At 72.7% G+C, this 14517-nt stretch carries 11 protein-coding genes; 7 read left to right on the top strand and 4 right to left on the bottom strand.

Features of this window, described 5'->3' with window-relative positions:
* Positions 1 to 4: 4 nt before the first annotated feature.
* Positions 5 to 1033 carry a UDP-glucose 4-epimerase GalE gene (gene galE, locus CKO13_RS06155; RefSeq protein ID WP_200257925.1) on the bottom strand — a complete coding sequence of 343 codons (1029 nt, stop codon included), beginning with the start codon at positions 1031 to 1033 and terminating at the stop codon, positions 5 to 7.
* 175 nt (positions 1034 to 1208) lie between these two features.
* Here galE and CKO13_RS06160 point away from each other — a divergent pair, with 175 nt between their 5' ends.
* From CKO13_RS06160 to CKO13_RS06190, 7 genes are all read left to right on the top strand, one after another.
* Entirely contained in the window at positions 1209 to 1835 is a 627-nt protein-coding gene (locus tag CKO13_RS06160; protein ID WP_200257927.1) for an XrtA/PEP-CTERM system exopolysaccharide export protein, read from the top strand.
* A gap of 75 nt (positions 1836 to 1910) precedes the next feature.
* Complete coding sequence (locus tag CKO13_RS06165; protein ID WP_200257929.1) at positions 1911 to 3314, top strand: TIGR03013 family XrtA/PEP-CTERM system glycosyltransferase; 1404 nt, start codon at positions 1911 to 1913, stop codon at positions 3312 to 3314.
* A 1-nt stretch (position 3315) separates the two neighbouring features.
* Positions 3316 to 5418: an XrtA/PEP-CTERM system histidine kinase PrsK gene (prsK, locus tag CKO13_RS06170; RefSeq protein WP_200257935.1), complete on the top strand. Its 2103-nt coding sequence runs from the start codon at positions 3316 to 3318 to the stop codon at positions 5416 to 5418.
* 15 nt (positions 5419 to 5433) lie between these two features.
* Entirely contained in the window at positions 5434 to 6792 is a 1359-nt protein-coding gene (gene prsR, locus CKO13_RS06175) for a PEP-CTERM-box response regulator transcription factor (protein WP_200257936.1), read from the top strand.
* An 11-nt stretch (positions 6793 to 6803) separates the two neighbouring features.
* Positions 6804 to 9575 carry a tetratricopeptide repeat protein gene (locus CKO13_RS06180; RefSeq protein WP_200257937.1) on the top strand — a complete coding sequence of 924 codons (2772 nt, stop codon included), beginning with the start codon at positions 6804 to 6806 and terminating at the stop codon, positions 9573 to 9575.
* A 34-nt stretch (positions 9576 to 9609) separates the two neighbouring features.
* Positions 9610 to 10647, top strand: a complete 1038-nt coding sequence (locus CKO13_RS06185) for a nitroreductase family protein (protein ID WP_200257941.1) — start codon at positions 9610 to 9612, stop codon at positions 10645 to 10647.
* Positions 10648 to 10856: 209 nt separating this feature from the next.
* Positions 10857 to 11672, top strand: a complete 816-nt coding sequence (locus CKO13_RS06190; RefSeq protein ID WP_200257946.1) for a PEP-CTERM sorting domain-containing protein — start codon at positions 10857 to 10859, stop codon at positions 11670 to 11672.
* A 100-nt stretch (positions 11673 to 11772) separates the two neighbouring features.
* Here CKO13_RS06190 and CKO13_RS06195 read toward each other — a convergent pair whose 3' ends face one another.
* The 3 genes from CKO13_RS06195 to CKO13_RS06205 are packed head-to-tail and all read right to left on the bottom strand — an operon-like array spanning position 11773 to position 14180.
* Positions 11773 to 12642 (bottom strand): ThiF family adenylyltransferase, encoded by an 870-nt coding sequence (locus CKO13_RS06195; protein ID WP_200257947.1) that lies wholly within the window; start codon positions 12640 to 12642, stop codon positions 11773 to 11775.
* Between the two features lie 19 nt (positions 12643 to 12661).
* Positions 12662 to 13420, bottom strand: a complete 759-nt coding sequence (locus tag CKO13_RS06200; protein ID WP_200257951.1) for a PEP-CTERM/exosortase system-associated acyltransferase — start codon at positions 13418 to 13420, stop codon at positions 12662 to 12664.
* Positions 13389 to 14180 (bottom strand): acyl-homoserine-lactone synthase, encoded by a 792-nt coding sequence (locus tag CKO13_RS06205; RefSeq protein WP_242467919.1) that lies wholly within the window; start codon positions 14178 to 14180, stop codon positions 13389 to 13391. Before CKO13_RS06205 ends, CKO13_RS06200 begins: the two co-directional genes overlap by 32 nt.
* Between the last annotated feature and the right edge of the window lie 337 nt (positions 14181 to 14517).

Here is a 14517-nt window from a genome sequence, read left to right on the forward strand (position 1 = left end):
GGCCCTACGGGGCGAGCGCCGCCGGGGCGCTGCGGCTGTTGCGCTGCTGCCAGCGCCAGGCGTCGCGGAGCATGGCCAGGAGGCCGCGCTCGGCGCGCCAGCCGAGCTCGCGCTCGGCCTTGCCCGGGTCCGCCCAGCACTCGGCGACGTCGCCGGGGCGCCGGGCGGTGATGCGGTAGGGGACGGGGCGGCCGCTGACCCGCTCGAAGGCCTCGACGACCTGGAGCACCGAGTGGCCCTCGCCGCGGCCGAGGTTCCAGGTATCGATCCCCGCTTGCCGCTCCAGCCGCTCCAGGGCCTTGAGGTGGCCGTCCACGAGGTCGGCGACGTGGATGTAGTCGCGCACCCCCGTGCCGTCGACGGTGGGGTAGTCGGCGCCGAAGACCGCGAGGTGCTCCCGCTCGCCGCTCGCCACCTGCGCGATGTACGGCACCAGGTTGCTCGGGACGCCGTTGGGGTGCTCGCCGATGAGCCCGCTCTCGTGGGCGCCGACCGGGTTGAAGTAGCGCAGCACGCCGACGCCCCAGCGCGGATCGCTGGCGCAGAGGTCGGCGAGCAGCTGCTCGATCACCTGCTTGCTGCGCCCGTAGGGGTTGGTCGCCGCGGCGGCCGGCGCATCCTCGCGGATGGGCACCTGCTCGGGGTCGCCGTAGACCGTCGCCGAGGAGCTGAAGATCAGCCGGAAGACGCCGGCCCGCGCCATGGCCCGGCACAGCTGCAGGGTGCCGCCGACGTTGGTCTGGTAGTAGGCCAGGGGCTGCTCGACGCTCTCGCCGACGGCCTTGCGCCCGGCGAAGTGCATGACGGCGTCGATGGGGTGGTCGCGGAAGACCCGGTCGAGCGCGGCGGGATCGCGGACGTCGGCCTCGACCAGCCGCGGCGTGCGGCCGGCGATCCGCGCGATCCGCCCGGCGACCTCGGGGTGGCTGTTGTGGAAGTTGTCGAGGGCGACGACCCCGTAGCCGGCCTCGAGCAGGGCGGCTGCCGCATGGCTCCCGATATACCCGGTGGCCCCAGTGACGAGCACATTCATCGGCTTGGCGCCCTCCGCTCCGGTTGCAGGGTGTTTCACTGTTGAGACTAGCAGCACTGCGCGGGATTGCCGCGCAGGGCCCGCGAGGCCGGCGCGGCCACGTGGAAGAACCCCCGGGCGTGTGTTTGACTCAAGACTGTCAACGGAGATTTTGGCTGCGATCGAGGAGCGAGATATGCCTGTGAGCCCGGCCCACCGCGCTGTTCGGCTCCTGTTGGGGTTGGTACTCGGTATCTCGCTCGTCGGCTGCGCCAGCCTACCACCGGACGCCCCCGGCGAGGTCGACTACCCGGAGCTCGAGCAGTACGTCATCGGCCCCGGCGATACGCTCCAGATCGCCGTGTGGCGCAACCCGGAGCTCTCCGTGACGGTGCCGGTGCGCCCCGACGGCCAGATCTCCACGCCGCTGGTTGAGGATGTCCAGGCCAGCGGCGTCACCCCCACGGAATTGGCCCGGGTCATGGAGGAGGAGCTGAGCCGGTTCCTGCGCGACCCGGTGGTGACCGTCATCGTCACCGGCTTCTCGGGCCCCTACGACCGCCAGGTCCGGGTCATCGGCCAGGCCACGCAGCCCCAGGCCCTGCAGTACCGCGAGGGGATGACCGTCATGGACGTGCTGATCGCCGTCGGCGGCATCACCGAGTTCGCCGCGGGGAACCGGGCGGTGCTCGTGCGCCGGGAGGGGGGAGAGCGCAAGGAGTACCGGGTGCGCCTCGACGACCTGATCAACGGCGGCGATATCACCGCCAACGTGGATATGCTCCCCGGCGATGTGCTCATCATCCCGGAGCAGTTCTTCTAGCCCAGGGCAGCTCTTTTAGCCCGCACCGCGCAGCCGCTACCGCGTAGCGGCTGCAGGTGGTCCCGGAGGGTCGGAGTGCGCTTCTTCGGTCACTTCATACCGCGTAGTATCTTGCTGTTGGTGGGATTGGAGGGGCTGCTCGTGGCGGCCAGCCTCGACCTGGCCCTCCTCCTGCAGGCGGATCCGGCCGCCCTCGAGCTGGATCGCCTGCGCCTGCAGCTGGAGGTCCTCGGCCTCGCCGCCGCCGTGGTGCTGGCGATGGCCCTGCTCGGGCTGTACGACCCCGGCCAGGTCGTCATGCGCGACGGGGCGCTGATGGTCGATGTGCGCATCGCCACGGCCCTGCTCCTGGTGGCCCTGGCAGCGGCCCTTGGCTACCGGGTGGTGCCGGTGCCATCGGCGTACTCCGGGCTCTCCCTGGGCCTGTCGCTCTCCTTCGTCGCCCTGGTCGCCAAGCGCCGGGTCTACCGCGGCCTGGCCCGCTCGCCGCGGCTCAAGCAGCGCATCCTGGTGGTCGGCGTGGGCAGCCGGGCGGCCGCGGTCACCGAGCTGCAGGGGGAGCGCTCCGCCGAGGAGATGCCGTATACGGTGATCGGCTTCGTGGCGCAGGAGCGCAGCCGGCCGGTGGACGTGCCGCCGGAGCAGGTGATCGTCCCCGCCGCCGGGCAGGACCTGCGCTCGCTGGCCCGGGCCTACGAGGCCGATGAGCTGGTGGTGGCGGTCCGGGAGCGCCGCGGCCAGCTCCCCCTGGAGGAGCTGCTCGACTGCAGGCTCCACGGGATCACCGTCACCGACCTGACCCACTTCCTCGAGCGCGAGCGCCGGCAGCTGCGCCTCGACTCGCTCAACACCAGCTCCCTGATCTTCGGCTCCGGCTTCCGCCAGGGGCGGCTGCGCGCGGCGGTCAAGCGCGCCACGGACCTGGCGGTGAGCCTGGCGCTGCTGGCCGTCACCCTGCCCCTGATGGCGGCGACCGCCGTGGCCATCAAGCTCGAGAGCCGCGGGCCCGTCCTCTACCGCCAGGAGCGGATCGGCCGCGGCAACCGGCCCTACCTGCTCTACAAGTTCCGGAGCATGCGCGCGGACGCCGAGAGGGACGGCGTGCCGCAGTGGGCGCGGCAGGCGGACGACCGCATCACCCGGGTCGGCCGGGTGATCCGCAAGCTCCGCATCGACGAGCTGCCGCAGATCCTGAACGTCCTGCGCGGGGAGATGTCCTTCGTCGGCCCGCGCCCGGAGCGCCCCCCCTTCGTCGAGCAGCTCAGCCAGCGGATCCCCTTCTACCCGGCCCGCCACAGCGTCCGGCCCGGGATCACCGGCTGGGCGCAGGTCTGCTACCCCTACGGGGCCTCGGTGGAGGACGCCTGGGAGAAGCTCCAGTACGACCTCTACTACGTCAAGAACCACACCTTTTTCCTCGACGCGGTGATCCTGGTGCGCACGGTGGCCGTGGTCGTGCTCGGCCAGGGGGCCCGCTAGGGTGGCGCTCGGCGACGCCGTGGCCCTCGGCAGCCAGCTCAGCGCCGTGGCGGCGTTCCTGGCCCTCGCCGCCCTGGCCCTGACCCTCTGGCGGCGGCGCCCGGCAGCGCCGTGGGTCGGCCTCGCCGCGCTGCTCTCGGCGGCCTGGGCCGGGGACCTGGCGTGGGAGGGCCTCCGCGCCGATGCGGCGGTGACCGGGGCGACGGGGATGCTGGGGCTGGCGCGAAGCGCCGGCTGGTACGCCGTCCTGCTCGCCGTGCTCGCCCGCTTCCAGGGCGACCTCCCGGAGCGGGTGCGCACCCTGCGCCTCTGGCGGGGCGGGCTGGCGCTCTTCCTGGCGGCGACCCTGCTGGCCTCCCTCCTCGGGCCGGTGAGCGACGCCACGATGGCCTGGCGGACCCTGGCGAGCCTGCTGCTGGCGGTGGCAGGGCTGGTGCTCGTCGAGCAGCTCTTCCGCAACACCCCCCTGCAGAAGCGCTGGGAGGTCAAGTTCCTCTGCCTCGGCGTGGGGGCGATGTTCGCCTTTGATCTGTTCCTGTTCGCCGACCTGGTGCTCTTCCAGGCGGTGGACCGCCCGACCTGGCAGGCCCGGGGCGCCGTCAACGCCCTGGTCGTGCCGCTGATCGCCGCCTCCATGCACCGCCAGCCCCAGCGCAGCGAGGAGCCGACGGTCTCCCGGCAGCTGGCCTTCCACAGCGCGGCCCTGATCGGCGCCGGCATCTACCTCCTGCTCGTCGGGGCGGGCGGCTACCTCCTGCGCCGGACCGGCGGCGACTGGGGGGCCCTGCTGCAGGTCGCGCTGCTCTTCGGCGCCGTCCTGCTGCTGGTCCTGCTCCTCTCCTCGGGGAGCTTCCGGACCCGGCTGCGGGTGCTGATCAACAAGAACTTCTTCAACTACAAGTACGACTACCACGACGAGTGGCTGCGCTTTACCCACACCCTCTCCGGCGAGCACGGCGAGCTGCCCTTCCGGCAGCGGGCGATCGAGGCGATCGCCGAGCTGGTCGACAGCTTCGGCGGGCTGCTCTGGGCCCGGGACCGCCACGGCGACTACCGGCTGGAGGGGGTGCTCAACCTGGGGGACCCGGATCACCCGCCGGAGCCGGGGGACGGCGAGCTGGCCACCTTCCTGGCGGAGAGCGGCTGGGTGATCGACCTCGACGAGTACCGGCGCGGCCAGCACCCCTACGGCGACCTGAGCCTCCCGGCCTGGCTGGTCGGCAGCCCGCGCTACTGGCTGGTGGTGCCGCTGCTCCAGGGGGAGGGGCTGACGGGGTTCGCGGTGCTCGCCCACCCCCGCGCCCCCTGGCCGCTGGAGTGGGAGGACCGGGACCTGCTCAAGACCGCCGGCCGGCAGCTGGCGGTCTACGTGGCGCTGGCCCAGACCGACGAGGCCCTGCTCGAGGCGCGGCAGTTCGAGACCTTCCACCGCCTGGCGGCGTTCCTGGTCCACGACCTGAAGAACGTCTCCGGGCAGCTGTCGCTGGTCCTGTCGAACGCCGAGCGCTACCGCGACAACCCGGAGTTCGTCGCCAGCGCCTTCGATACGGTCCGCCACGCCCGGGATCGGCTCGACCGCACCCTCGCGCAGCTGCGCAACGCCCAGCCCGAGCCGGCGGCCCCCGCCCAGCGCGTCGAGCTCGACGAGGTCCTGCACCGGGTGGTCGAGCGCTGCGCCGACGCCGAGCCGCTCCCCCAGCTGCAGGTCGACGGGCGGGTGCAGGTCGTCGGCGACCGCGAGCGGCTGATCAGCGTCCTCGCCCACCTGGTGCGCAACGCCCAGGAGGCGACCCCGGCGGACGGCCAGGTGCGCCTCCAGATGGGGGAGCGCGATCAGTGGGGCTATATTGTGATTGAAGATACAGGCCAAGGGATGGACGAGCAGTTCATCCGGGAGCAGCTCTTTCAGCCCTTCCAGACCACCAAGGGCAACGCCGGCATGGGGATCGGGGTCTACGAGGCCCGCGAGTACATCGCCCAGCTCGGCGGACGGATCGACGTCCGCAGCTGCCCCGGTCAAGGGACGGTCTTCACGGTGCGCCTGGTGGCCCGCGGGTCTAGCGGCTCGCGGCCCGGGCTAGCGAATGTGCAGGTGGCGTCTTGACCGCAAGGGGGAGCGTTGTCGTCAAAGCCGTTCAAGCTGCTGATCGTCGAGGATGATGAGGGCCTCCAGGGCCAGCTGCGCTGGTGCTTCGACGGCTACGAGCTGCTCCAGGCCCACGACCGCGAGTCGGCCTTGACCCAGTTGCGCCGCCACGAGCCGGAGCTGCTCCTGGTCGACCTGGGGCTGCCGCCGGATCCGGCGAACGCCTCCGAGGGGCTGGCCGTCCTCGAGGCCCTGCTCGCCGAGAGCCCGCAGAGCAAGGCGATCGTGGTCACCGGCAACGGGGACCGGGAGAACGCCCTGAGATCGATCGCCCTCGGCGCCTACGACTACTACCTCAAGCCGGTGGAGGCCGACACCCTGCGGCTGATCGTCGACCGCGCCGCGCGGCTCTACGAGCTGGAGGCGGAGAACCGCCGCCTGGCGCAGGCCTCGAGCTCGCCGCTCGACGGCTTCCTGACCAGCAATCCCGAGATGCTGCGCGTCTGCCGCATGATCGAGCGCCTCGCGCCGGCCGAGGCGACCGTGCTGCTGCGCGGCGAGAGCGGCACCGGCAAGGAGATCCTCGCCCGGGCGCTGCACCGGCTCAGCCCGCGCTCCAAGGGGCGCTTCGTCGCCATCAACTGCGCCGCCATCCCCGAGAACCTGCTCGAGAGCGAGCTCTTCGGCTACGAGAAAGGGGCGTTCACCGGGGCCAACCGGCAGACGATCGGCAAGATCGAGCACGCCGACGGCGGCACCCTGTTCCTCGACGAGATCGGGGACATGCCGCTGAGCCTGCAGGCGAAGCTGCTGCGCTTCCTCCAGGAGCGCAGCGTGGAGCGCCTCGGCGGCCGCGACCCGATCGCCGTCGATGTGCGGGTGGTCTGCGCCACCCACCGCGATCTCGGCGCTATGCTCCGCGAGGGGGGGTTCCGCGAGGACCTCTACTACCGGATCGCCGAGGTGGAGCTCGCCATCCCGCCGCTGCGCGAGCGCTCGGGGGATGCGGCGCTGCTCGCCCACGCCCTGCTGGAGCGCTTCTCCCGGGAGCAGCGCAAGCCGCGGCGGGAGCTCACCCCGGATGCGCTGGGCGCCATCGAGGCGTACTCCTGGCCCGGCAACGTCCGCGAGATGGAGAACGTCCTGCGCCGGGCCGTGATCATGGCCGACGACCGGCGCATCACGGCGGATGAGCTGGGCCTGCCCACCGCCGAGGAGAGCGGCGGCGAGGGGGAGACCCTGCGCCTTCGCGAGGCCCGCGACCGGGCGGAGCGGGAGGTGGTCGTGCGGGCGCTGGGCCGCTGCAACGGGAATATCGCCCAGGCGGCCGCCCTGCTGGGGATCACGCGGCCGACCCTGTACGGCCTGATGGATAAGTACGGACTGAGGTGAGGACGATGAGGATGGGAACAATCTTGCCCTGGAGCGGCGTGTATCTCGGCCTGCTGCTGGCGTTGGCAGGGGGGCTCGCCGGCTGCGACAGCTTCGACGCCTCCCCGGAGGAGCACCTGAGCAAGGGGGTGGCGTACTTCCAGGAGGGCGATCTGTCGGCGGCGTCGATCGAGTTCCGCAACGTCCTCCAGGAGCAGCCGCAGAACGCCCGGGCCCGCTTCTACCTCGGCGTCACCCGGCTCAACACCGGCGAGTACGAGCTCGCCCTGAAGGATCTCACCAAGGCGAAGGAGCTCGGCTACTCGGCGCAGGAGATCGTCCTGCCCTTGACCCAGGCCCACGCGCGGGCCGGCAGCCTGGAGAAGGCCCTGGCGGTCAAGGCCGAGGAGGGGATGCCGCCGGGCGAGGTCGCCCGCTGGCACGTGGTCCGGGGGCGCGCCGCCCTCAGCCTGGGCAGGCGGGAGCGGGCCGAGGGGGAGTTCCGCGAGGCCCTGCTGGCCGATCCCGGCTCGGCCGAGGCCCGGCTCGGGCAGGCGATCCTGGCCCAGGCGGAGGGGGACTGGGAGCGCGCCAGCGCCTGGGTCGACCGCGTCTTGGCCGTCGAGGAGGCGCACGCCGGCGCCTGGCGGATCCGGGCGATGCACGCCTTGCGTGACGAGCGCCGGGAGGCGGCGCTGGAGAGCCTGACCCGGGCGATCGAGAACAGCAGCCCGGTGCGCCCCGCCGACGTCTTCCAGCGCGGCCTGCTGCGCTTCAAGGAGGGCGACCTCAAGGGCGCGCGCGAGGACGCCGAGCTGCTGAGCGAGATTACGGGCGAGGAGCCGCGGGCGCCTTACCTGCGGGGGCTGATCGAGCTGCGCGACGGCAGGCTGGATGCGGCCCAGAGCGCCATGGAGGAGGCCCTCAGCCGGACCGATCAGTTCCCCGCCCCGCGCCTGGTCCTGGCCGCGCTCCACGGCGAGGCCGGCTACCACGAGCAGGCGCAGTACCAGCTCAACCAGTACCAGGCGGCCAAGCCGGACGATCCCGTCGTCACCCTCATGCGGGCGGTGCTCGCCGCCTCGCGGGATCGCGTCGAGCGGGCGAGGGAGCTGCTCGAGCAGTACCTCAGCGAGCAGCCGGGGGACCGCTGGGCGCTCACCCTGCGGGCCCGCCTGGCGGAGGAGGGCGGCGTCGGCGACGGTCTCTTCCGCGAGACGGTGCTCTCCGGCATCACGGCAGAGGGCGAGGAGCAGGCGCAGGCCGCCGGCGGCGAGGGCGGCAGCGGGCCTCAGCCCCGCGAGGGGGTCTCCTACGCCGGCGCCGAGGCGCACGAGGCCGTGGTCGAGGCCATCGGCGAGGGCCGCTACGAGCAGGCGCTCACCGAGCTCGATCGGCTGATCGCCGCGCACCCGGAGGATCCCCGGCTGTTCAACCTCCGCGGCGGCGCGTACACCGCCCTCGGGCAGTGGGAGCGGGCCTTCCAGGCCTACCAGGAGGCCCTCGAGCTCGAGCCGGCGTACATCTCGCCGATGCGCAACCTGGGCCGGCTCCTCGCCCGGGTGGACCGCAGAGAGCTGGCCCTGCAGGTCTATCGGCGCGGCCATGAGCGCCACCCGGAGCACCTCGGCCTGGCCCTCGACCTGGCCGGCCTGGAGATGGCCTCGGGCCAGCTGCGCCGCGCCGGCGAGGTGCTCGAGGCGGCCATCGAGCGCCACCCCAAGGCGCCGTCGCCCCGCGTCCTCGAGGCCCAGCGCCAGCTCAGGCTGGGCGAGGCGCAGGCGGCCCTCGATACGCTCGCGCCGCTCTCGGGCGTCGAGGGGGCGGAGCGCGTCGAGCTGCTCCGGACCAAGGCGCGGGCCTACGAGGCGCTCGGCTCGCCGGCGCAGGCCCGGGCGCACTGGGAGCGGCTGGTCGAGCGCCGGCCCGAGGACGCGGGGCTGCGGGTGGAGCTCGCCCGCAGCCTGGTCGCCCTCGAGGCGTACGCCACGGCCCGCGAGCAGCTCCATAAGGCGGCGCAGCTGGCCCCCGACGACCCCCGCCCCCGGGTGCTCGAGATGCGCACCTACATGCGGGAGGGCGACTACGAGCGCGCCAACGAGCTCTACGCGCAGCTGCGCAGCGAGGAGCTCGGCATCGAGCGCGAGCTGCTCAGCCAGGGGGCGGACCTGGCGATGGCCCAGGGCGACTACGAAACGGCTATCGAGCGCCTCCGCCGGGCCCAGGAGGTGGAGCCGACCGAGGCGGGCGCCGTCGCCCTGGCCCGGGCGCACCGGCGCGCCGAGCGCCCGGAGCGGGCGCGGGCGGTGCTGGAGGCCTGGTCCCAGGAGCGCTCCGGCGAGCCCGGGCCGGCCGCCAAGCGGCTGCTGGCCGAGCTCCTGGACCGCGCCGGGGAGGGCGAGGCCGCCGCACGGCTCTACCGCCAGCTCCTCCTGGAGAACCCCGACGACGTGGTCGCCCTCAACAACCTCGCCTGGCTGATCCACGACGACCGGCCGAGGCAGGCGGTCGCCATGAGCGAGCGCGCCCTGGAGCTGGCCCCGGGGCTGACGGAGGCGCGGCACACCCTGGCCCTGGCGCTGCGCCAGGCGGGGGAGACCGAGCGGGCGGTCCAGGCCCTGGAGCAGGTCGTCGCCGAGGCGGAGCGGGAGCGCTACGTCCTCGACCTCGCCGAGCTCTACATCGAGCAGCGGCGCTGGGCTGAGGCCCGCGATCCGCTCCAGCGGCTCCTGGAGAGCGGCGATCTGGCGGATCCGCAGCGGGCGCGGCGGCTCCTGGAGCGGGCGCGCACCGCAAGCGGCTGAGGGGGCGAGCCCGAAGAGCGAGAAGGAGGGGGCGATGGGGGGAGAAGCCGAGCTGCCGGCGGTGGTCCGGGCGCTGGTGGAGGCCGGCCGGGCGGCGCCGTCGGCGGATAACAGCCAGCCCTGGGCGTTCGAGTGGGACGGGCAGCGGCTGCGGGTCCGGGCGCGGGAGGCCGGCGGATTCCCCCCCGACGCCCACGCGACGCTGCTCTCCGTCGGGGCGGTGCTCGAGAATCTCGAGCAGGCCGCCGCCGCCCTCGGCGTGGCGCTCACCTGCGAGCCGGGCGGCGAGCCGGGCGTCCATGCGCAGATCCCCCTCGACCCCGCGGCCGCGGCCGGGCCGCTCGACCCCGAGGCGCCGCTCTTCCAGCGGCACACCAACCGCCTGCCCACACGCCCCGAGGTGCCGGACGGGGCCATCCTCGAGGCCCTCGAGGCCGGGGAGCCGGCGAGCGGCCCCGCCGTCCGGGTGATCACCGACCCGGAGACGCTCCGCGGGCTCGCCGAGGCGGTGGCGCTCGCCTCGGCGATCCGCTTCCGGGTCCCTGAGCTGCACCGGGCCCTGATGGGGAGCCTGCGGCTGGGCGAGGCGGAGGCGCGCCGCGGCGACGGGCTCGATGTGGCGACCCTGGGGCTGCCGCCCGGCGGCGCGGCGCTGCTGCGCTGGCTCCGCCCGTGGCCGCGGATGCGCCGGCTCAACCGCCTCGGCCTGTACCGGCTGCTCGCCTGGCCGGACGGCCGGCGGATCCGTTCGGCGCCGGCCGTCGCCGTGGTCAGCGGCGGTAGCGGCGACCCGGTCGCCGCGGGGCGGTTGATGGAGCGCGCCTGGATCCGCGCCTGCCAGCACGGCCTGGCGGTCCACCCCTACTACGCCGTGACCGACCAGCTCCAGCGCCTGCACCGCCGGCAGCTGCCGGCCCCCCTCGAGGCGCCGGCCCGCCGCCTGGAGGAGCGGGTCGGGCAGCTGGCGCTGGCCGGCGGGGTGCCGGATCTCCTGCTGCGGCTCGGCTGGCCGCGGCGCGAGCCCGTCCGCTCGCAGCGCCTGCCCCTGGGGGCGCTGACGGCGCCGCGGTGACCGCGGGGACGCTACGGGAAATGTCAAGCGGCTTTACATGCGGCTCACTGCCTCGTCGGGCAACTTTCAAAAATACTTTTATACTCAGTAAATTACATTCCTGGCATGACTCCTGCTTCAGATAGGGCGCAAGCGTAAGGCTTGGCGCTTTGCGGCTTCTCGCAAAGTGACAGTGCTTACCGGGCGTACGCCCTGATAGGAGGTGCAAAATGAGAAGCAGAGTGCATGCCATCTGCGCCAGCGCAGCACTGGGGATCGGCGCCCTCGGCGCCTCGGCGGCGTCGGCCGTCACCGTCGACGGCGTCACCTGGGATTCGACGCAGCCCACGGACCTGACGATCCAGGCCCTCAACCTGCGCGAGAATGTCGTCCAGAATGAGGGCGATATCCTCAACGGGGCGGGCCTGGTCGGCTCGATCAACGAGCAGACCAACTTCTGCGCCGACTGCCAGCTGACCTTCCGCTTCGACGACTACGAGCTCAACCGTATCGGGCCAAGTGTCGACGACGAGCGGCGGCTGGCCTTCACGGGGGGAACCATCGACTTCTACGTCGACAACACCTCCAGCTTCCAGGCGGGCGACCCGAGCACCTGGGCCCAGGGCGATCTGTGGCTCAGCCTCGAGGGTGTCAACCACACGCGGGGGTCGTTCTTCGGCGGTGAGGAGCCCGGCACCCTCTTCACCCTCCTCCAGGGCACCCTGCTGGAGCCGCAGGACGAGTCCTCGGGCTTCGGGCTGCTGAACGTTACGGGTGGGCCGGCCGCGGACGTGATCGCGCGGAATGCCACCGACCGGGTCGACGTCGACGGCAACCCCGCGGACCTGGCCCTCAACTCGGAGTTCTTCTTCAACCAGGACCTGGCCGATAGTGAGTACCCCATCACCGGTACGGCCTCGATCCGGGGCGAGACCCAGGTGCCCGAGCCGGGCTCGCTGGCGCTGCTCGGCCTCGGCCTGGTGACCCTGGGCTACGTGGGCTACCGCCGGCAGAACGGCGTCCGCGTCCGCATGGCCGCGGCGTAGCCAGCCGCCAGGGGCTCCGTTCAGCCTCAATCCGAGGGGGCCCGCCGGGCCCCCTCGCTCTTTCTACTCCCCCTGCCTGCCTCGACCGCGCCCGTGCGCCTCACCCCGAGGCCGCCAGGCGCCGCCGGGCGAGGCCGATCAGCAGGCGCTGCAGCGGGTTGCTGCGGTTGCCGCCGGGCCGCCATGTGCGGACGAGCCGCTGCCGGTAGGGGTCGTACTGCACCCCCCGCGGCGCCCACAGGGTGCGCCCGCGCCCGAGGAGGACCTTGGCGACCTCGGCGCCGATGATCCCCGCGCAGAGCATGCAGGCCATGGGGGTGGAGGGGCCGCGCTGCGCCCCGAGATCGACGGTGGCCGGATCGGTCAGGTAGCCCATGTGCAGCCGGGCCGGGGCGAGGCCGAGCATGAAGCGCACCGCCAGCTCCGCCTCCTCGAGGCCCTCGTGCAGGTCGAAGTAGCGGTCGAAGCTCATCCCCTGCGGATGGAAGTTGAGCGCGGCGGCGCCCATGCCGAGCGGCGCCGCGGTCAGCGCGGGGACGTTGTGGGCGGCGGCGCGGGCGAAGACCAGCCGGCGCGCCGCGAAGGCGAAGAAGTCGAGGCCGTCGACGTAGGCGTTGGCGCCTGCCAGGAAGGCGTCGACGTTGGCGGCCTCGACCCCCTCGGGGAAGGTGGCGATCTCCAGCTCCGGGTTGATGTCGAGGGCCATCTCGCGGGCGACCTCGACCTTGGGGCGGTGGAGGGTGCTGAGCGTCGCGCCGGCCTGGCGGTTCATGTTGTGGAGCTCGAAGTGGTCCAGGTCCGCGATGCGGAAGCGGCCGACGCCGAGCCGGGCCAGGGTCAGCAGGTGGCTGCCGCCGACGCCGCCGAGCCCGGCGATGGCCACGCAGCTGCGGCGGAGGCGCTGGAGCTCCTCGGGCGTGACCCAGCCGACGGTTCGCTGGAAGGCGGTGGTGTAGTCGAAGGGGGGCATGGTCGGCTCCTGCAGTCGGTCAGCCTCGCAGCAGCTGGGCGGTCTGGGGGGCGAGCTGCTCCTCGGCCATCTCGTAGAGGGGGAGGAGGAGGCGGGAGGCGCGGATGCTGCTCATCAGCTCCTCGCGCTCGATGTAGTACGCCGCCCGCTTGCCGTGGTAGCGCATGACGCGGCCGATGGGGGTGAAGACGAGCCCCTGGCGGGCGAGGAGCTCGGCGAGGCGCGTCTCCATCATGGCGTAGGAGTACTGCTTGCCCGCCTCGTAGACCAGGTACGCCTCCGCGGCGAACAGGGCGGAGGCGAGCAGGGGGAAGGTCCGCTCCTGCTCGCGGGGCAGCTGCAGGCCGGCGGCGCTGCCGAAGGGGTGCTCGCCCTCGCCGCGGCGGCGCCGGAACTGGTAGCGGATGCCCAGGCGGGAGACCTCGCAGATCTGCTCCCGGGGGATGCGCGCCGGATGCTGCGGGGTCTCGTAGAGGCTCTCCGCGCAGTGGCGCTCGAGGGGGAGCTGGCCGATCTCGGGATCCTCGCTGGCCATGATCAGGCGGATACAGCCGGCGAGCACGCCGCTGTCCCGGTGGTGGATGGCGCAGTGGATCGCCCGGTCGTCGTACTCGTCGCGCTCGAGCCCGCCCGGGCAGTCCGCCTCGCGCTCGTAGCCGAACTCCCGGCAGTAGATCTCGTAGCGGAGCCGGTAGATCTCCCGGCGCCGCTGCGGCGTATCGGCGAGCGAGAGGACGAAGTAGCGCTTAAGCCGCTCCGGCAGTATTGCTTCGTTCACGGGGACTGTCCTCCGGCGAGGGACCGGGTGTCGAGGTGGGCGGCTGGGAAGGCGAGGGGGGCCGGGGGGTGTGGATCCTCGGTACCGCCCTCCTCTTCGGAGGGGCCGCCGGCCGCTGCTCGGCCTGGCGCCGGTACGCCGTGTAGGGGAGGTAGGCCGTCTGGTCGGCCTCGTTCAGGGGCAGGCTCTCGCGCCAGCGGTCGAGCCCCTGGCGCATCAGCGGCGTGGCCACGCGGTACGGCACCCGTAGGCCGCGGTGCTGGCACGCCGCGCCGGCCTGGACCAGCGGCAGGGCCTGCTGGTGGAGCAGCCGCCCGAGGGCGGGACGGACGAGGAGGTAGAGCTGGTTGATCCCGTGCCGGGCGGCGTGGTCGTGGGCGGCCTGGCAGAAGAGGTACAGCGGGATGTTCTCGCCCCGCGGCGACGGGTCGTTGATGATCAGCCGCGAGAGCTCGGCGCAGTCCGGGCCGAGGGCGGAGCCGTTGTCGAGGCCGCAGGCCTCCTCCAGCGGCAGGGGGGCGCTCGTGCGGCGGATCAGGCGCAGGGTGCCGACCCACCGGCTGCGGGCCGGTCCATCGTGGCGGAGCAGGAGGAAGTGGACGGCCTTCTCGTCGTGGTGGTCCTGCTCCATGCCGTCGGGGAACCGGTGGCGCGGCTCGAATCCCTCCCGCTCGCAGAAAACCTGAAAACGAAGCTGGAAATGGATACACAACGGGGTCTCGTGATCAGCCAGGATGACTTGATACCGAGGTCGGGTCATAAGGGGCTAGCTCCTCTTGTGGATGGCGGTGTATTCCCGGTTATGGGGTCTCACCAGAAACGCTGGAGCCCTGAAACTACCCCTTTTTTTAAGGTTTTATTGATGAGGGTGCCGAGCGAATGATCCCGGATTCTATCACCGGCCTGTCAGGAGCGTACCCTCAATCGCACCTTTTCGGCTCTCTGCTACGTTTCAGGGCTAGAGGTAATAGAGCGATTGCGCCCATCCGCCGCCGCGGGATGGGGCCGTCAAGCGGCGCTCGGCGGCGCAGCGGCCGAGCAGTGCCGTGACCGCGGCGGGTGAAGGGCGGTCATCGGGGGCGGTGGGATGGCGTGGC

Source organism: Halorhodospira neutriphila (genome assembly GCF_016584055.1).
GTDB classification, from domain to species: domain Bacteria; phylum Pseudomonadota; class Gammaproteobacteria; order Nitrococcales; family Halorhodospiraceae; genus Halorhodospira; species Halorhodospira neutriphila.

What these genes read in the sequence shown, in the direction of transcription:
- galE (WP_200257925.1), bottom strand. Translation starts at nt 1,033, where the DNA reads ATGAATGTGCTCGTCACTGGGGCCACCGGGTATATCGGGAGCCATGCG.
- CKO13_RS06160 (WP_200257927.1), top strand. Translation starts at nt 1,209, where the DNA reads ATGCCTGTGAGCCCGGCCCACCGCGCTGTTCGGCTCCTGTTGGGGTTG.
- CKO13_RS06180 (WP_200257937.1), top strand. Translation starts at nt 6,804, where the DNA reads ATGGGAACAATCTTGCCCTGGAGCGGCGTGTATCTCGGCCTGCTGCTG.
- CKO13_RS06185 (WP_200257941.1), top strand. Translation starts at nt 9,610, where the DNA reads ATGGGGGGAGAAGCCGAGCTGCCGGCGGTGGTCCGGGCGCTGGTGGAG.
- CKO13_RS06190 (WP_200257946.1), top strand. Translation starts at nt 10,857, where the DNA reads ATGAGAAGCAGAGTGCATGCCATCTGCGCCAGCGCAGCACTGGGGATC.
- CKO13_RS06195 (WP_200257947.1), bottom strand. Translation starts at nt 12,642, where the DNA reads ATGCCCCCCTTCGACTACACCACCGCCTTCCAGCGAACCGTCGGCTGG.
- CKO13_RS06205 (WP_242467919.1), bottom strand. Translation starts at nt 14,180, where the DNA reads ATGACCCGACCTCGGTATCAAGTCATCCTGGCTGATCACGAGACCCCG.